This window comes from Gemmatimonadota bacterium, from assembly GCA_016704275.1.
Classification (GTDB): domain Bacteria; phylum Gemmatimonadota; class Gemmatimonadetes; order Gemmatimonadales; family GWC2-71-9; genus Palsa-1233.
In genome coordinates, this window is sequence record JADJAK010000010.1 from 1 (window position 1) to 16,537 (window position 16,537).

Genomic DNA, 16,537 nt, shown 5'->3' on the forward strand with positions numbered 1-16,537 from the left:
CCCTCGGTCACCTTCTTCTGCTTCTGGAAGGTGAGCCACTTGCCGTCGCTCGAGAAATACGCCTCGGCGTTGTTGCCGCCAAAGGTGAGCTGGCGCAGGCGGCCGAAGTGCCGCTCTGCCTGGGCGCGAAGAAGGTCGTCGAGGCCGAACTGCCGGGCCTGCGCTGGCCGTCCGCGTGGCGCAGCTTTGGCGAGGACGAGGGCAGCAGTGGCTGACAATGGGGCATGAATGGAAACCTCGTAGCGTGAAAACAGCAGTCAGTCATCAAGCGCTGCCAAGACTCGCCTGGGCATGCCCGGTCACCCCCACCTTCTCGAACACGTGGGTGATGACGCCCTTCGGCGCTGATCACGAACGTGGAAAAAGGGATCCCGAAATATTTCTGCCATACATCGACTTCTTCGACCCAGACGCCGTAGGCCTGCGCGATGGCATGCTCATCATCGGCCAGCAGCGGAAAGGGCAACCCGTGCCTTCGCTGCGAATCTCCGATGCGCTTCCTCTATCGTCGTCCTGCTATTTACGCCGAGGACCGTGGTGCCTCGCCGGCGGAGCTTCCGCCGTGCATCGCGGAAGCCGCACGCCTGCTCGGTGCAATCCGAGGTATCGTCCTTCGGGTAGAAATCAAGCACCACCCGCTGGCCCCGCAGCGCCGAGAGGGCGACCGGCTTCCCTCGGCGTCGAGCGTCGGGAAATCTGGCGCCCTGTCTCCCGGGTTGGAGCATCCGTAATGCTGCGGAGAAACACGGCACCACAGCGCGCGGGGGCACGCTGGGCACGGCCGCCAACCGGCGCACCGGATGGCCTGCCCGGGCACGAACGGCGCGGTCAAAGGAGTTCCGTGGTGCAGTTGTCCTCCGGACGTGGGCTCGAGCAGGAAGGCCGCCAGCATGCCGAAGCGCTGGTTGGTCGGGATGATGTAGCTGCCGGCCGGAGGGAATCTGCCGCCGGGGCGACCCACTTGCCGTCGACCTTCATGGCCCGATGCCCCTCGGAAGGGGCGAGCGGCGACCACGGCCGAGTCGATCCGAATGGCGCATTCTGGCCGACCCACGGTTACGGGAGCGGCGACCACGATGCCCCGTCGACGGAGCAGCGCCACGACCTCGGTCCACTGCGCGTCGAGCACGTACGCCGCTGGAATCGCCTCGCGACGGGTGGCGACGAAGCGATCGACCACCGGCATGAAGACCTTCTTCATCTCGCCGGTGCGCTGACGCCGCGAGAAGCCGCTGTTCCCCTCACCCCGCCTGGTGAGCTCGGCAATGACGGTGTCCATGCGCGGCGGCGCGAAGGTGCTGCGCACTCGCGACGGAGTCCGGACGCGCGGCAATCGTCGCCGCCATCACCCGGCGCAGGTCGGCCTGCTTCTCGGCTGGCGGGTAACGCAGCGACTCGATCATGAACGCGTAGGTGGCAACGATCCGCTTCAGTAGCGGGTCGTTGCTGTACGCCTCGGAGAGGATCGGAGATCCGCGACATCCCCATCAGGTTGGCGCCGGAAGCAGCGTAGGACTCATAGGTGTTCCAGCCGAGCACCAGCGAGTCGATGCTGGGTTGCGGAAGTTGCCGTAGGGGAAGGTCTTCGAATCTCAGGGCGGTCCCGCATCCGCTTGCGAATCTCGGGTGCGCCTTGTCCTGCAACCAGATGTTGGCCGGTGTCTGATTCGGATTGAGCCCGGCGCCCACGTCAGGCGTGCCGTGGTACGAGCCGTTGGTGGTGTGGTAAGGTCCATCCAGACATCTCGGATCCCACGTCATTACCTTCAGCGCCAGCGAACCGCGCGTCTCCGGTGCTTCCCTGCGCTTGACGTAGTCGCGGTTGAGGTCGAGCCCCGCCCGTTGGCGCGCAGGCTGACGATCGCGGGGCTGTTCTGCCTCCGCGGTCAGTGAGATCCCCGACCGAAGGCGCTGTTAAGCATCGCTGGGTTGTAGATCGGCACCTGACCACGATCACGCCGTCGAGCAGCTTGTGAGCGGCCCCAGGGTCATGTCACGCAGCAACCGCTGCACCGCTTCCTTCCCTCGACTTCACCCGCGTGGATGTTGCCCCGGGATGTAAGACCGGCTTGCCACTGCGCTTGGCCTCGGCCGGGTCGGCCACCATCGGGCGTGCCGCGACGACGTACGGAATCCGGCGACCCTGCGGCGACCCGCCCAGCGTCCCGACGCTGATCGCGGCGCCGTGGTTGGCCAGCGAGTCGAGGAAGGCCAGCACCTCGGCGTGACCTCCGACGTCCGCCTCGGCGGTGCGCTCGGGAACAGCCTGCTGCGCAGCGAGCGGGCGCGGCGGCCAGAAGGGCGACACCAGCGAGCCGTGAAAGCGGGCGAGCCATCAGTGCTCCGGAGGGTAGGGAGGTGCGGAGTCGACGAGCCACGGCATCGGCCACGCCGGCATCCCATGTCAGGGTGATTTCAGGTACCACCGCGGCCGTCACCGGCCGTCGCAGCAGCAACGGCGCACCGCGCGCGCCGGCGGGGAAGTTAGCGAGTCGGGCGACGGCGGCCGGATCGTGCAGTCGCGTGACGAAGGTACTCCGTCGAGCCGCCACCGGAAGGGCAGCGCCGCAGCCGCCGGACCAGTCCGGTACCTGAGCGCGTGGGGATCTCGCTCATGCCGCCCCACAGCGCCATCCGCTTCTCGGCGTCGAGCAGCAGCAGGAGCGGCGTCGACGCTGCGGCGGACGGAGCGTCCTCGGTGGCCCATTCGGCGAATCCCTCCGCCACCGCCAGGGATCGTCCTCGAGCAGGCGGACGACGGTCGACCGGTCGGTCCGTGAGACACCCGGCCTTCGAGCCGGGTCGCGGCCGCGAGGATGTGGTGCCACTCGTGGATCACGGTTGCCACCGCCAGCAGCGGCATGATGCCCGGGTCGATCCGAACCCCGTCGGCCGTCGCGAGCAGCGTCCGCAGGCCCGGCACGCGGGACGGCGGAGGAGGGCGATGTCGCCGCCCGCCGCCGACAAGGTGAGAGCGTGTCGGACCAGGCGTCAGGGCGACCATGCCGTGAGCGCCTCGACGCGCTCCCGCCGGCAGCCACGCACGGGCCGAGGCATTCGCCGGCTCGACCAGGTCCGGGCCAAAGATCGCCGTTGACGAGTATCGCTGCGAAGCCACCGAGTGGCTCCGGGAGCAGCACCGTGGGACGAGCGACGCATCGGCCCCAGACCTTGGCCATCAACGGGCGGGGGCGCGGGGCCACTGGGGAGTGCCGATCCACGGGTGATCGAGCAGCCATTGCACTGCCTCGCGCGCCACCATGGCACTGCGTCGAGGTAGCACTGAAGAGCAGGTTGAGCTCGCGACGAGCCCTCGGGGTCGCTTGGCGTCAAGCGCCGCCATCGCGCGGGCCATCGTGCTGTCGTGGCGAAACCAGGCGGGCCAGGACGCCAGCGGCGGCGCGCATCCGGCCCACGTCGTTCGCGGTGTTTGCGTCGAGCACGCCGAGGCGGCGCAATCCGCGCGCGGCCGCGTCCTGCTGGTAGCCTCCTCGACTGCGCGCCATTGCCAGCGCCTCGGCGCGCCCGTGCAGGTCGATGATCACTTCCGGCGGGGCCGACGAAGAGCCGACGGAAGGTGCTGTCGGCGGCGGGGCTTGCCGCGATCGCCGCGAGGGTCCGCCGCACGCTCGCTCGCGTCGCCTCGTCGGCACCGAGTGCCATCGCGCGGGAACGGTCGGCCCGCTCACGATCGCGCACCACCGGAAGGCCGGTCCGTCGCATCAACTCGGCATACTCGCTCGAGTGTCATCGAGTCCGGGAGCGCGGCGACCCACGCAGCGGGGATCACCGTGGCGTTGGCGCCGGTGCCGACGGCGAGCTGACGCACCCGCACGCGCGGTCGCACCGGCCAGCGCGCTGTCCCGGTCGGATCAGCTCGCCCTCCCGGAGGCGCGCCGCCGCCATCGGGGTAGCGGAGGCGGCCCGACATCGCTGCACCATCGCCATCGACATCGAGCTCGGCGCGCAGACCGAGCGCGCCGACGGCGAAGGAGAGATGATTGCCGGTGCGCTGCAGCTTGGTGAGCGGGAAGAAGAGCGAGTCGTGCGATTCGAGCAGAATCCGACTGCGCGCGCACCATCCAGCCGCAGGTCGGCGAACTCACGCCGGCGGCGGTGCGCAGTTGCACCGCCCAGCGCGTGGCAGGCTCCTGCGCGCCGAGCACGGTCGGCACCAGCCAGCAGGCAGCGGCCGCCGCGCGGAATGTCACCCTTCGCGCGCGCCCTTCGGCCGCCGCTCGACGGTGGTGGCCTTGACGGTCACCCCTTCGACCAGCCGCTCGAGCCCGCCCACGACGACACGGTCGCCGACTTCGATCCCGCGGCGAATCTCGACGAAGCCGGGGGAGCGCACGCCGAGTTCGACTTCGCGACGCGTGACCGTGCTGTCCTGCTGCACCCAGATGTAGGTGGCCCCGGCCGTCGGCACGATCGATTCCTCGGGGACCACCACGGCGTTGGCGCGCATCGCGGTCGCCAGCCGGGCCTCGAGGAACATCCCCGGCTGCAGCGTGCCGCCGCTATTCGCGGTGATCGCCTTCACGGTGATCGTGCGCCCCGGCAACGTGACGACCGGATCGACGAAATCGACGCGCGCGGTGAACGTCTTGCCCGGCAACGACGCCACCCGGAAGGTGACCTCCGCCCATCTTCAACTCGGCGGCGTAGCGCCCGGCACGGCAAAGTTGATCCGCGCCGGCGAGACGGTCTGCAGCGTGAGCAGCCGCGATTGGCTGTTGACGAAGTCGCCCATCGGGACCAGCCCCTGCCCGACCACGCCGGCGAACGGAGCATGCACCACCCTCCGCCCGAGCCGCAGCGCCAGCAGGCCGAGAAATGCCGTGGCCGCGCGCGACGACGCCTCGGCGCGCGCTCCAGGTCGGCTGCCGGCGCCGCCGCCTTCTCCGCCAGGAGCAACCGGGTCCGCTCGAGCGCCTGCCTCGCGAGATCGCGATCGGCGGTGGCACGGGCCACCTGCGCCTTGAGCTCGGCATCGTCGATCTTGAGGAGCGGCGTGCCGACGCCAACGGTGGTGCCCTCGCGGGCGAGGATGTCGACCACTCGGCCTTCGATATCGGGACGGAGCTCGATGCGCTGCATCGCCTCGACCTGGCCGGTGGCGATGATCGCATCGATCACCGTGTCGGTGAAGGCGGCACCACCTCGACCGGCAGCACCTGCGCGCCACCCCGGCCACCGCCGCCGCCCTTGGCGTCCTTCGGTGCGGCGCCGCCGCACGCGACGAGGAGCAGCAGGGCATATCCAATCAGGGGACGACGGCTCACGGGGTGCCCGTTCAGAATCTGGGGTCAATCGCCGCTCGAGGATCACCTCGAGCGAGGCGCGCGCCAGGCGGACCGCGTAACGCGCCTGACCAGGTCGGCCTGCGCCTGCACCAGCTGCGCCTGCGCGTCGAGCAGTTCGAGCACCGTGGCGGCACCGGCGCGATAGCGGGCGTTCTGCACACGGAGAATTTCGGCGGCGACCCCGACCCCGGCGTGGGCCAGGTCGAGCGCCCGCCGCGAGACGTCGTAGCCGGTGTAGGCCTCGGTCACGTCGCGCCGCGCCGAGCGCTCGAGGTCCCCGCGGATGGCGGGCCACGGTGCGGTTGGTCTTGAGCCGCTGGATGGCGAGCTCGCGCTGGCCGCCATCCCAGATCGGCAACGCGATCGAGAAGCCGATGCTGCGCCGATTGGTCAGGGTCGGGAAGAACTTGTCGTCGAACTTGCCGAGCGACGCCGTCAGCGTGACCGACGGCAGGTAACCCGCCTGCCGCACACGGATCTGCGCCTCGCTCGACTTCGGCCGAGCGCGCCTCGCGCCACGCCGGCCCCTGCTCCACCGCCCGCGTCACCGCCTCGTCGAGCGTGATCGAGAGCGCGGCGGGGGTGGTGGAATCGATCGGCGCCGCATCGACCGGCACCGCCCGGCCGATTCGCCGCCCCAGCTGCAGCCGCGCCACGGTCAGCGCCGCCTCACGCCGCAACACCTCGGCCTTCGCGCGCTGCTGTTCCAGCAGCACCTGCAGCGAATCCGACGGCACCGTCGCGCCGCTCGTCACGCGGGGCGCGCGGTGCCGAACTGTTCGGCCGCGCGAGTGGCCCGGTCGCGCGCCACATCGAGCAGTTCACGCGCGCCGAGGACGTCGTAGTAGTCACGCTCCACGTTGAGCGCCGTCTCGTAGCGTTGCGCGAGCTCGCCAGCCCGCGCCGTCTCGAGGTCGGCACTCGCCTGCCGTGCCCCGAAGAGCTTGCGCCCACCGGTGAACAGCTCGTACCGCGCGTCGATCGAGGCGCGGCCCGTGGCGTTCGCCGCGCGGCCGGTGCCGATGTTGAACTGCTGCGTCGAGAGCTCGGAGTAGTCGGCCGTGGCGTTGATCGTCGGCAGCACGCACACCAGCAGCGCCGCCTTTCGCGCCCACTCGGCGTTGTCGACCAATCCGGCCGACTGCACCCACAGCGGATCGAGACGCACCGCTTCCCCGCAGCGTCGCGCAGCGTGACCACCGGCAGGGTGTCGACCGGCGCCATCGTCAGCGTGGCGAGCAGATGGAGGGCGGCGATCACGGAGCCTCCACCGTCGCGAACTCGGCCGTCGCTTCCCGAGCGGCGCGTCGACGCGCCAGCCCCCGCTCGGCCAGCATCCAGACGACCGGCACCACGAAGAGCGTCAGTACGGTGGAGAAGGCGATCCCGCCGACGATGGCGTAGCCGAGCGGACGGCGCGCGGTGGCACCGGCGCGGAGCCGAGCGCGATCGGGATCGCGCCCACGATCGTCGCCACCGAGGTCATCAGGATCGGCCGCAACCGGATCCGTCCCGCCTCGAGCATCGCGTCCACGACCTCCATCCCTTGGCGCGGAGCTGGTTGGCGTAGTCCACCAGCAGGATCGAGTTCTTGGTTACCAACCCGACCAGCAGGATCATCCCGATCCGCGAGTAGAGGCTGATGGTGGCCCCGGCCAGCTTGAGCGTGAAGATCGCGCCGATCACCGCCAGCGGCACCGCCATGAGCACGGTGAACGGATGCACCACCGACTCGAACTGCGAGGCCAGCACCATGAACACCACCAGGATCGCGAGGCCGAAGGCGAGCAGCAGCTCGTTGCCGCTCTCGCTCAGCTCCCGGGCGTCACCGCCGAGGGCAATCGTGGTGTTGGCCGGGAGCTGCGCCGTGGCGATCGCGGTGAGCGAATCGATCGCGTCGCCGAGGGCGAGGCTCGGCGCCAGCGAGGCGGAGAGAGTGAAGGCGCGCACCCGCTCGTAGTGGGCGATCCCGCGCGGTCCGGTGGTCTCGGTGATCGACGCCAGCGCATCCACGCGCACCAGCTGCCCGTTGCGCCCGCGCACGAAGAGCTGGTCCATGTCCTGCGGCGTGGCGCGGTGGGCGGCATCAAGCTGCAGGAAGACGTCATAGATGCGCGAGTCGCGCGTGAAGGTCGAGACGCGGGTGCCGCCGAGCATCGACTGCAGCGTCGTGGCGACATCGCCGATCGGCACGCCGAGGTCGTCGGCGCGGTCGCGATCGTAGGCGATGGTCAGTTCCGGCTTGTTGTTCTTCAGGTCGGTATCGACGTTGACCAGGCCGGGAATCTTGCGCGCCGCCGCGATCAGTCGCTCGTTGGCGACCAGCAACGAGTCATAGTCGGGGTGGCGCACGATGAACTGCACCGGCGACCCGAATCCGCCGATCGCCGACGGGTTGGAGGCGAAGATCTGCACGCCGGCGATCGCCGCGAACTTCGGCCGCAGCTCGGCGATGATATCCTCGATGTTGCGCTCGCGGTCCTCCCAGTACTTGAGCCGCGCAACGACGAAACCGCCATTGGGCGAGCCGCCACGACCGATCACTGAGAAGACGGAGTTGACCTCCGGCACCTTGGCGAGGATCGCCTCGACCTGCTTCTGGTAGCCGTCGGTGTACTGCAGCGTCGCGCCTTCGGGGCCGACGATGTTGATGTTGATCACGCCACGGTCATCGGCCGGGATGAACTCGCGCTTGAGCGTCTGGAACACCAGCGCCGCGCCGACCACCAGGGCCAGCATGCCCACCACCACCGTGAGGGGATGGTGCAAGGAGCGGCGCAGGACCCGGGCATAGCCGGTCGCGAGTCCGTCGAAGCCGCGCTCCAGCAGCTGGTACATCCGTCCGTGACTGGGCGGGACCTTGAGCAGCTTGGCGCAGAGCATCGGCGTCAGCGTCAACGCCACGAAGCCGGAGATGAAGACCGAGCCGGCCACCGCGATGCCGAATTCGTTGAAGAGCTTGCCGGTATTGCCCTTGAGGAAGGCGAGCGGGACGAAGACCGCCATGAGCGAGGCCGTCGTCGCCACGACGGCGAAGCCGATCTCGCGGGTGCCGTCGCGTGCGGCCTGCTCGGGCGACTTGCCAAGCTCTTCCTGGTGGCGATAGGCGTTCTCGAGCACGATGATCGCGTCGTCGACGACGATGCCGATCGCGATCGTCAGCGCCAACAGCGTGAAGTTGTTGATCGAGAATCCGAGCGCCGACATCACCGCGAAGGTCGCGATGATCGAGGCCGGAATGGCGAAGGCGGGGATGATCGTCGCCCGCAGGTTGCGCAGGAAGAGGAAGATGATGACCACGACCAGCAGCGCCGCCTCGATCAGCGTGCGCTGGGCGTCGCGGATCGAGCGTTCGACGAAGACCGACTGGTCGAATGCCTGCACCAGCTTCACGCCGGGCGGCAGTGCGGCCTGGATCGAGGGCAGCGCCGCCTGGATCGCCTTGGAGACCTCGATGACATTGGCCTTCGACTGGCGGATCACGCCGAGGCCGATGCCGGGCATCTGATCGAAGCGGAGGGCGGAGCGGTCGTTCGCCGGGCCGAGCTCGACCCGGCCGACGTCGCGCAACTTGGTGAGGACGCCGCCCTGGCTCGAGACCACGAGGTCGGCAAATTCATTCGGCGTGCGCAACTCGCCCAGCGAGCGCACCGTGAACTCGCGCTGCGACGACTCGATCCGGCCCGCCGGCACCTCGACGTTGCGGGCGCGAATCGCCGCCGCGACATCCTGCACCGTGAGCGACCGCGCCGTGAGCGCGTTCTGGTCCAGCCAGATCTTCATCGCGTAGCGGCGCTCGCCCTGGATCTGCGCGCGCGCCACGCCAGGAATGGTCTGCAGGCGCTGCTTCACGATCCGGTCGGCGACGTCGTTGAGCTGGAGGAGGTCGAGCGTGGTCGACGTGAGCGCCAGATAGTAGAACGGGCGCGCGTCGGCATCCTGCTTGGCGACCACCGGCTCGTCCACGTCCTCGGGCAGCCGGCCGCGCACCCGACTCACCAGGTCGCGGACGTCCTGCGCCGCCGATTCGACATCCCGCGAGAGGCCGAACTCCAGCCGCACGCTGCTGCGCTGCTCGTTGCTCGACGAGGTCAGCGTCCGGATCCCCTCGGCGGTGCTCAGCTCTTCCTCGAGCACGTCCGTCACCGACGACTCCATCACCCGCGGATTGGCACCCCGCAACGAGGTCTCGACCGAGACAATCGGCGGATCGATGTCGGGGAGTTCGCGCACCGGCAGGCGCAGGTAGCCGAGCACGCCGAAGAGCACGAGGGCGAGGGAGCCCATCGTGGCCAGTACGGGTCGGGAGATCGATACGTCCGAAATCTTCATCGCGATGCTCTATCTTGACGGGGTCGGTGGGCGCGGTGCCCGCCGAGACTACGGATTGCAGGACCCCGAGGTTCAACCCGCAGGAGTTCGTGATGGGTGCCAAGCTCACCGCACGTCAGCAAGCCCAACTGGCCTGGCTCGAATCGCTCCCCCGAAGATCGAGAAGGCCACTCGGATCATCGAGATGATCAGCACCATGCAGGCCGACGAAAGCCAGGTGCGCGGCCTCGGCCGGATGTGCGACGAACTCAAGGCCCAGGCCGGTTCCCTGAACCTGACCCCGATCGGCGACGGCTTCGGTTACATGGGGATGATGCTGCGCCGCGCGGGGGGGCTGCAGGTCAAGGTGCGCGGGCTGCGGGAGCTGCTCGCCGGCGTGAGGATCAACCTGGAAGGCGCCATCCGCACCGCGGCCACGCCAGAGCGTGATGCCAAGGAGGAGGGCGATCCGCCGGTCAGTCCTGAGGACCTTGTCCAGAATCGGGCCGGCCGTGAAGGCGAACATCGACGTGATGACGAGACCGAGCATGACGGTCACGTAGGTCAGCGCGCTGATCAACACCCCGGCGCCGAGCCCGGCCAGGACCATTCCGACATAATAGAGCACGAAGTTTCTCCTTGAAACGTTCTGGCGGGCGACGACACCCACGCCTGATCCGACGCCAAGAATAGCAGGAACCACGCGGCCTCGGCAACGCGGCGAATCCCGACCGCGCCGCCATCTGGTTCCCGCACCCCGCGACCCATAACTTCGATTCAGCGCACCGCTGGGAGGACACCCCCAACTCCTCCTCTTCTCTTGGAGGCGCTATGTGGACCAGAACTCGACTTCTCGCGCTCGCCGTCGTCGGCGGGTTGTTTGTCGCGTGCGGCAAGGACAGCCCCACCGGCTCGGAACCGATCGGCGGCGACACCGATCTCGCCATCAGCGCCGTCGGCAACGCCATCCCGACCGGTTCAATCAACCTCAACGGGACCTACTACAACGTCGGCAGCTCGCTGACCGTCACCGCCAACAACAACGGCCTGACCACGCTCCACCTGACCGCTGACCTCTCCAACGCCCCGGCGTTGCAGACCAAGGTCAATGCCATGGCCGGCTCGCTGGCCGGCGTCGGGGGCTGGGTCGCCGGCTTCCTCTCGGGCGGCGCGATCAGCACCGACATCAAGCTCCGGATCACCTCGGAGGGGATCCAGGACTTCTTCAACGCCGACAAGAAACAGCAAACGCTGGTGCGCTACGACGCGAAGGTGGGCGACACCTATCGCACCACGCTCAGCGACGGAAGCACCATCACCCGGACCGTGACGAAGGTGTCGACGACGGATGACTTCGCCTACGGCCTGTTCATGATCAAGACGATCAAGGTGGAGCAAGACTCCCACCTCGCCGGCGTGCGCAAGTTTGTCTACCACGCCAATCACCGCTTTGGCCTGGTCTGGGTCGAGGCGCAGATGGAGGATGGGACGTCGATCAGCTACTTCCTGTATCCGAACAACTATTGAAGGGTGATGTGTGAGGGGATGGCAGCACGTTGTCATCCTGAGCGAAGCCCGCGAAGCGGGTGAAGTCGAAGGACCTCTTCCCGGTGCGCGGGATAGAGGTCCTTCGACTTCGCAGCCGTTCCGGCTGCTTCGCTCAGGATGACAAGCCTTGTGCTACGCCTATTTCACAGTGAAGCGCGCCCAATCCCACCCCATCAATCCCCGCGCATTCACCGCCTTCACCTGCACCACCATCCCGGCGCTCAGGCCGGGAATCCGCGCCGTCGGCGTCGTCACGCGGAGGCGGTTCTTCTCTGGCGCATCGGCCGGGCCCCACGTCACCACGTAGCCGGTGACACCCTTCTCGGGGCTCCTGGTCCACGTCGCCACACCGTTCGCGACCGCGAGGTTCTTGAGGCGCGATGGGCTCGACGCCAGCAGCATCAGCGTTGCCACCGTCGTCTTGCTTGCTTCCGCGATCAGCTGATGGTTCTCGACCTCGAGGATGTCGTGCGGCATGTGATAATGCGGATTGCCGAGGACCGGATAGGAGCCGATGCCGCCGACGATGTCACCGTAGGCCTCGTAGTACGCGGCCGCATCCGTGCTCTTGTAGTAGAGCGCGTCGTAGGTGATCATCGACGAGAACGCGCCGCGGCGGCGTGCTGGATGTCGCGGATGCCGGGGTTGGAGTAACGGATGGTGTTGTCGAGGTGATGGTCGTTGGCCCAGCCGAGCATGTCGTTGTTGAGCGCACCGACGAGCTTGACCGAGTCGGCCACCGCGCGGCGCACGTACTCGCGCGACCCGAGCAATCCCGACTCCTCGCCGGTGAAGGAGGCGAAGACGATCGTCGCCGGCTGCGGATGCCTGGCCATGACACGCGCCGCCTCGAGCAGCGCCGCCGTTCCCGAGGTGTTGTCGTCTGCGCCCGGCCCCTCGGCGCGCGAGTCGAAGTGCGAACTCACCACGTACACCAGTTCCGGATTCTCCGTCCCCTTGAGCACTGCGAGGACGTTCGCCGTCTTCCCACCCAACGCGCCCTGCGGCGAGAACCACTGCGGCTGGGCGTCGTAGCCGAAGCTCTTGTAGGTCGCGAGGAGGTAGTCGATCGCCTTGGCGTTGCCAGGCTGCGAGATGTGCTTCGAGTCGAAGTCGAAGAGCGCCTTCTCGTAGCCGTACACACGGCCCACATCGACCTGCGTCGTCACGGCGCGGACCTTGGCCGCAATCGGCGCAAACGAGGTGATGCCGCGGTCACGCAGCGACACCTCGCCGGCACGGTCGGCGTCGAGCCGCGCGATCACCGCCTCCCGCGTCACGGGCCGCTTCAACTCGGTCAGGTAGAGGCCGCGTTCCACGCTCACGGTGTTGCCATCGCGCTCGGCCACGGTGAGCACCGCCGAGCCATCAGGCGTCGGCAGCCACTCGTACTCGGGGGGCGATGGTGCGCACGGTGTTGTTGTGGAAGAGCCGCGTGCGCGCCCCCGTCTCGGTGTCGTAGAGATAGGAGCGGCGATGCCTCGGCTCCCCTGACGGCCATCACGGTCGTCGGGCTGAGCCACTGCGGGAGGACGTCGTGCTGGATCTCGCGGGTGATGCGCGTCGGCGTGGCGGAGGCGGTTGGCGAAATGTCGAGGGTGTAGAGCTCATAGTCCTGCACCGGCATCATCTGGAACGCGATCCGGCTGCCGTCGGGAGAGAGCGCCGGCGCGTCGATCCGACGAATGCCCTTGTAGAGCGTCATGGCGCCGCCGCCGGCGACCGGTGCGGCCATCAGCCGGTTCTCCTCGGTGGCGATGTCACCCTGCACGACGAGTCGCCCCTCGACCCACGCGATCATCGAGCCGTCGGCCGAGATGGTCGCCGCGCGGCCCTCGATCCGTCGCACCGTGTTGGCCTGCAGGTCGACGATCGCGAAGAGTGCGGCGGCGCGGAGTCCGGCGAGGCCGACGGGGAGGCGCACCGGATTGCCGCTCGGGACAGGGTACGCCAGGAACCGCCCGCCGGGGAGCGCCACGGGCACGCCCTTGAAGCCTGCCGTCGGTGCGACGATGCCTTGCACCGCGAAGCTGTCGCCGGTGCGCGTCAGGCGGAGGATGTCGTTGCGCGTCCCGTCCGAGGCGCGGGAGACCACCACGAAGAGCGTCGCGTCATCGGTGCCGAAGGTGGCGCCGGTCGGCAGCCACTCGCCCAGGCCGGTAATCGGCAGCTCGCGTCCGGTGGCGACCTCCTTGATGCCCAGGGGGACGCGATTCAACGTGGTGGGCGCGATCCACGCCACCAGCGCTCCGGTTGGCGAGAGCGCGGCGCCGCTCCCCACCGCCTCGAGGAGGACTTTCGTGGGAGCGCTCCGGCGCACTACCCGGGTGACGCGTACGGCGGGGAGTCCACTCTCGTAGGCGATCGTCTGACCGTCGGCGGACCAGATCGGCCTCCCGCCGTCGGGGGTCAGTTCCACCGTCTCGAAGCGCTCGCCGGTCAGGACGGCGACGGAATCGATCCACGGCCTTGCGGCGCCAGGCACCAGCAACGAACGAAGCGCGTCCGTTGCCTCGATGTACCGGCCCGCATCCCAGGCGCGGAACCCCTTCTCCCAGAGCATGCCGGGCGGGACGATGCCTCCGCTTTGGGCCGAGAGGGGGGCAGTGAGAAGGAGCAGGGCTGGGAGGAGGCGCATGGGGAGCTCGGGTGGCTGTGAACGGTGAGCTGTGACCTGTAACCAGTGACCAGTGACCTGACCAGCTGTGGCCAGCGGCCAGCGACCGGCAGTTGGTTACAGGTCACAGGTTACAGGTTACGGGCGAATGGATTCAATCTACGCCCCAGAAATGACTTACGCAGAATCTCGTAACATTGACTAGTCTGACTAGTCTGACCAGATTATACCCCATGGCCGAAGAATATTCCATCTACGACGCCAAGGCGAAGCTCTCGGCGCTGGTCCGCCAGGTCCGCGAGGGGCGGAGCTTTGTTATCACGGTCCATGGGCAGCCGGTCGCCGAGCTGCGGCCGATCGAACCGAAACCGAAGGCGACGACGCTGGCGGCACGGGTCGCGGAACTGCGCGCCAAGGGGTTGATCACGCCGGCGCGGACGACGCCCGACGACCCCCGGGCCTTCCCGATCGGGGAGTATCGCGAGGGTGCGCTGCAGCGCTTCCTGGACGATCGCGACTGATGTTGGCCTACCTGGACACCTCTGTCGTCGTCGCGATCCGATTCAGCCAGCCTGGCGCGGAGCGATTTCGAGACGCCCTGACCAGCTTCGAGTTGTACGCCTCGCCCCTACTCGAGGCGGAATGGCGCAGCGCCCTGCGTCGCGAGCAGGTCGCAGCCAACCTCGCGGAGCTCGAGCTCGTCCAGTGGATCTTCCAGGATCGCACCCTCAGCGAGGAACTCGAGCGGGTCTTCAAGGCGGGCTACGTCCGCGGCGCCGATGCGTGGCACCTCGCCACGGCGCTCTCCCCTGGCACCGGACCCTGCGAACTCACCTTCTTGACATTGGACGATCGACAGCGGGCGGTGGCGGAGGCGTTGGGGGTCGATGACTGACTTCGATGATCGATCATCGATCATCGATCATCCTGTCCTCGCTGTCCGGTTCCCCAACCTCTGATCTGGCAGTAACTTCACCCGTTCCCACCGACAATTCGGCTCCCGTTTCCGGAAGGCTCCCTGAGCGTCTCCGACCGTCTCGCGGCTGCACTGAGCGACCGTTACCGCCTCGAGCGCGAGATTGGCCAGGGCGGCATGGCCACCGTCTACCTGGCGCACGATCTCAAGCACGACCGCGACGTCGCCATCAAGGTGCTGCATCCCGACCTGGGCGCGGCGCTCGGTGGCGAGCGCTTCCTGACCGAGATCCGCACCACGGCCCGTCTGCAGCATCCGCACATCCTACCGTTGCTGGATTCGGGTGAAGCCGACGGACTGCTCTACTACGTGATGCCGCTCGTCACTGGCGAGACGCTGCGTACCCGGCTCGAGCGCGAGCGCCAGCTGCCGATTGCCGAGGCGGTGCGCCTGGCGCGTGAGGTCGCCGACGCCCTCGGCTATGCGCACGGCCTCGGCGTGATCCACCGCGACATCAAGCCCGAGAACATCCTGCTCCAGGGCGGCCACGCGCTCGTCGCCGACTTCGGCATCGCGCTCGCCGTGCAGAGTGCCGGCGGGGCGCGGATGACGCAGACCGGCCTCTCGCTCGGCACGCCGCAGTACATGAGTCCCGAGCAGGCGATGGGCGAGAAGCAGATCGACGCGCGCAGCGACATCTACGCGCTCGGCGCGGTGACATATGAAATGCTCGTGGGTGAAGCCCCCTTCACCGGCCCCAGCGTGCAGGCGATCGTCGCGCGGTTGATCACCGAGGAGCCTCGCGCACTCACCACGCAACGCAAGGCCGTCCCCGAGCACATCGAGGCGGCGGTGCTGCGCGCGCTGGAGAAGTTGCCAGCCGACCGCTTCGCGACGGCGACGGAGTTTGCGGCGGCGCTCGTGGACTCCGGGGCCGCGTCGGGATACCCCACTCGTGCGACCAAGTCTCGGGTCGCGGCCGCTCCGCCGATGCCGAGGCGCACGCGTGCACTGCTCGCGGTCATGACCGGGGCGGCTCTGCTCGGCACCGGCAGCGCGGCCTGGCTCGCCACCCGCAAGGCGCCGGCGCCGGTACCCGCGCTCTTTGAGGTCGCGCTCCCCGACAGCGTGACGCTGCGCGCGGGAGGCGGCCGACGTCTCTCCCTCTCCCCCGATGGCACATTGCTGGTGATCGTGGCGGAAAGGGCGGCAAGCAGGGGCTCTATGTGCGCCGGATGGATGCGACGGAGTTTCTCCCGATACCGGGGGCCGAGCTCGAGTCGGGTAGCGGGAAGGTCGATCCATCCTTCTCGCCTGAGGGCGCCTCTATTCTCTTCCGGAACGGGGGGGAGCTCATGCGCGTCGCCGTCACGGGGGGGCGGGCACAACGGGTCGATTCCGCAGCGAACGCGAGCTGGGGCGACGGGGATCGCATCGTCGGCGTGCGGGGCGACACGCTCTGGGAGACGAAGCCGGATGGCGAGGGTCGGCGGATGATCTCGGCCCGCAATACCTTGGCGGGGATTCCGAGGCTCCGGTGGCCCTCTGTGCTGCCGGGCGGCCACTACGCTCTTGTCAACGTACGCACCAGCCAATCCCTCGAGGACGACCATCTTGGCGTGATTTCCCTCGACGATGGCCAGATCGAGGACTTGGGGATCGTCGGGACGAACCCGCTCTATTCCGGCACTGGGCACATCGTGTTCGGGCGCGTCACCGGTGAGGTGTTCGCCGTACCCTTTTCCCTCCGCTCCCGAAAGCTGCTCAGGCGCCTGTGCAGCTCCTCGAGGGCATCTGGGTCGGCCCGGGTGGCGGCGTGGGTGTATCTGTCGCTGGCAA

Annotated in this window: 21 protein-coding genes and 3 pseudogenes; 6 read left to right on the forward strand and 18 right to left on the reverse strand. The window is 68.4% G+C overall.

Annotated elements, in window-relative coordinates; translation table 11 throughout:
* The 3 genes and pseudogenes from IPG05_15665 to IPG05_15675 form a co-directional block, all read right to left on the reverse strand.
* Positions 1 to 218, reverse strand: a 218-nt coding sequence (locus IPG05_15665) for a PD40 domain-containing protein (GenBank protein ID MBK6496514.1), incomplete at its 3' end; no start/stop codon positions are given.
* Positions 219 to 334: 116 nt separating this feature from the next.
* Positions 335 to 493: pseudogene (locus IPG05_15670) on the reverse strand (redoxin domain-containing protein).
* Positions 441 to 725, reverse strand: coding sequence for a redoxin domain-containing protein (locus IPG05_15675; protein MBK6496515.1), 285 nt, complete (start codon positions 723 to 725; stop codon positions 441 to 443). The pseudogene IPG05_15670 and the gene IPG05_15675 overlap by 53 nt, the downstream one beginning before the upstream one ends.
* A 351-nt stretch (positions 726 to 1,076) precedes the next feature.
* Between IPG05_15675 and IPG05_15680 the strand changes: the two genes are divergently transcribed.
* Complete coding sequence (locus IPG05_15680) at positions 1,077 to 1,217, forward strand: hypothetical protein (protein MBK6496516.1); 141 nt, start codon at positions 1,077 to 1,079, stop codon at positions 1,215 to 1,217.
* A gap of 24 nt (positions 1,218 to 1,241) precedes the next feature.
* Here IPG05_15680 and IPG05_15685 read toward each other — a convergent pair whose 3' ends face one another.
* The 12 genes and pseudogenes from IPG05_15685 to IPG05_15740 form a co-directional block, all read right to left on the reverse strand.
* On the reverse strand, positions 1,242 to 1,403 hold the full coding sequence (locus IPG05_15685) for a hypothetical protein (protein MBK6496517.1): 162 nt from the start codon (positions 1,401 to 1,403) through the stop codon (positions 1,242 to 1,244).
* 590 nt (positions 1,404 to 1,993) lie between these two features.
* On the reverse strand, positions 1,994 to 2,308 hold the full coding sequence (locus IPG05_15690) for a hypothetical protein (protein ID MBK6496518.1): 315 nt from the start codon (positions 2,306 to 2,308) through the stop codon (positions 1,994 to 1,996).
* Positions 2,309 to 3,329: 1,021 nt separating this feature from the next.
* Complete coding sequence (locus IPG05_15695) at positions 3,330 to 3,545, reverse strand: hypothetical protein (GenBank protein ID MBK6496519.1); 216 nt, start codon at positions 3,543 to 3,545, stop codon at positions 3,330 to 3,332.
* 140 nt (positions 3,546 to 3,685) lie between these two features.
* On the reverse strand, positions 3,686 to 3,931 hold the full coding sequence (locus IPG05_15700; protein MBK6496520.1) for a hypothetical protein: 246 nt from the start codon (positions 3,929 to 3,931) through the stop codon (positions 3,686 to 3,688).
* Between the two features lie 276 nt (positions 3,932 to 4,207).
* Complete coding sequence (locus IPG05_15705; GenBank protein ID MBK6496521.1) at positions 4,208 to 4,627, reverse strand: efflux RND transporter periplasmic adaptor subunit; 420 nt, start codon at positions 4,625 to 4,627, stop codon at positions 4,208 to 4,210.
* Complete coding sequence (locus IPG05_15710) at positions 4,540 to 5,100, reverse strand: biotin/lipoyl-binding protein (GenBank protein ID MBK6496522.1); 561 nt, start codon at positions 5,098 to 5,100, stop codon at positions 4,540 to 4,542. The genes IPG05_15705 and IPG05_15710 overlap by 88 nt, the downstream gene beginning before the upstream one ends.
* A 35-nt stretch (positions 5,101 to 5,135) precedes the next feature.
* Positions 5,136 to 5,285, reverse strand: a complete 150-nt coding sequence (locus IPG05_15715; GenBank protein ID MBK6496523.1) for a hypothetical protein — start codon at positions 5,283 to 5,285, stop codon at positions 5,136 to 5,138.
* Positions 5,286 to 5,327: 42 nt separating this feature from the next.
* Positions 5,328 to 5,555, reverse strand: coding sequence for a TolC family protein (locus tag IPG05_15720; protein MBK6496524.1), 228 nt, complete (start codon positions 5,553 to 5,555; stop codon positions 5,328 to 5,330).
* Between the two features lie 52 nt (positions 5,556 to 5,607).
* Positions 5,608 to 5,784, reverse strand: a pseudogene (locus IPG05_15725) (TolC family protein).
* A gap of 273 nt (positions 5,785 to 6,057) precedes the next feature.
* Positions 6,058 to 6,474, reverse strand: a complete 417-nt coding sequence (locus IPG05_15730; protein MBK6496525.1) for a TolC family protein — start codon at positions 6,472 to 6,474, stop codon at positions 6,058 to 6,060.
* An 88-nt stretch (positions 6,475 to 6,562) separates the two neighbouring features.
* A pseudogene (locus IPG05_15735) lies at positions 6,563 to 6,739 on the reverse strand (efflux RND transporter permease subunit).
* Between the two features lie 52 nt (positions 6,740 to 6,791).
* A complete protein-coding gene (locus IPG05_15740; GenBank protein ID MBK6496526.1) occupies positions 6,792 to 9,638 on the reverse strand; it encodes an efflux RND transporter permease subunit in 2,847 nt (948 codons plus the stop codon).
* Between the two features lie 184 nt (positions 9,639 to 9,822).
* Here IPG05_15740 and IPG05_15745 point away from each other — a divergent pair, with 184 nt between their 5' ends.
* On the forward strand, positions 9,823 to 10,260 hold the full coding sequence (locus IPG05_15745) for a hypothetical protein (GenBank protein MBK6496527.1): 438 nt from the start codon (positions 9,823 to 9,825) through the stop codon (positions 10,258 to 10,260).
* Positions 10,261 to 10,448: 188 nt separating this feature from the next.
* Positions 10,449 to 11,144 carry a hypothetical protein gene (locus IPG05_15750; protein ID MBK6496528.1) on the forward strand — a complete coding sequence of 232 codons (696 nt, stop codon included), beginning with the start codon at positions 10,449 to 10,451 and terminating at the stop codon, positions 11,142 to 11,144.
* 159 nt (positions 11,145 to 11,303) lie between these two features.
* On the opposite strand, the gene IPG05_15755 is transcribed toward IPG05_15750, so the two are convergent.
* The 3 genes from IPG05_15755 to IPG05_15765 are packed head-to-tail and all read right to left on the reverse strand — an operon-like array spanning position 11,304 to position 13,803.
* On the reverse strand, positions 11,304 to 11,762 hold the full coding sequence (locus tag IPG05_15755) for a fibronectin type III domain-containing protein (GenBank protein MBK6496529.1): 459 nt from the start codon (positions 11,760 to 11,762) through the stop codon (positions 11,304 to 11,306).
* The gene (locus IPG05_15760) at positions 11,759 to 12,523 is read right to left on the reverse strand and encodes a M20/M25/M40 family metallo-hydrolase (protein ID MBK6496530.1); all 765 of its coding nucleotides are present in this window, start codon (positions 12,521 to 12,523) and stop codon (positions 11,759 to 11,761) included. Before IPG05_15760 ends, IPG05_15755 begins: the two co-directional genes overlap by 4 nt.
* Positions 12,487 to 13,803, reverse strand: coding sequence for a PD40 domain-containing protein (locus IPG05_15765; protein MBK6496531.1), 1,317 nt, complete (start codon positions 13,801 to 13,803; stop codon positions 12,487 to 12,489). Before IPG05_15765 ends, IPG05_15760 begins: the two co-directional genes overlap by 37 nt.
* 212 nt (positions 13,804 to 14,015) lie before the next feature.
* Here IPG05_15765 and IPG05_15770 point away from each other — a divergent pair, with 212 nt between their 5' ends.
* The 3 genes from IPG05_15770 (at position 14,016) to IPG05_15780 (ending at position 16,195) form a co-directional block, all read left to right on the forward strand.
* A complete protein-coding gene (locus tag IPG05_15770) occupies positions 14,016 to 14,303 on the forward strand; it encodes a type II toxin-antitoxin system prevent-host-death family antitoxin (protein MBK6496532.1) in 288 nt (95 codons plus the stop codon).
* Positions 14,303 to 14,677 carry a PIN domain-containing protein gene (locus IPG05_15775; protein MBK6496533.1) on the forward strand — a complete coding sequence of 125 codons (375 nt, stop codon included), beginning with the start codon at positions 14,303 to 14,305 and terminating at the stop codon, positions 14,675 to 14,677. The genes IPG05_15770 and IPG05_15775 overlap by 1 nt, the downstream gene beginning before the upstream one ends.
* A gap of 198 nt (positions 14,678 to 14,875) precedes the next feature.
* Positions 14,876 to 16,195, forward strand: a complete 1,320-nt coding sequence (locus IPG05_15780; GenBank protein ID MBK6496534.1) for a serine/threonine protein kinase — start codon at positions 14,876 to 14,878, stop codon at positions 16,193 to 16,195.
* Positions 16,196 to 16,537: the final 342 nt, after the last annotated feature.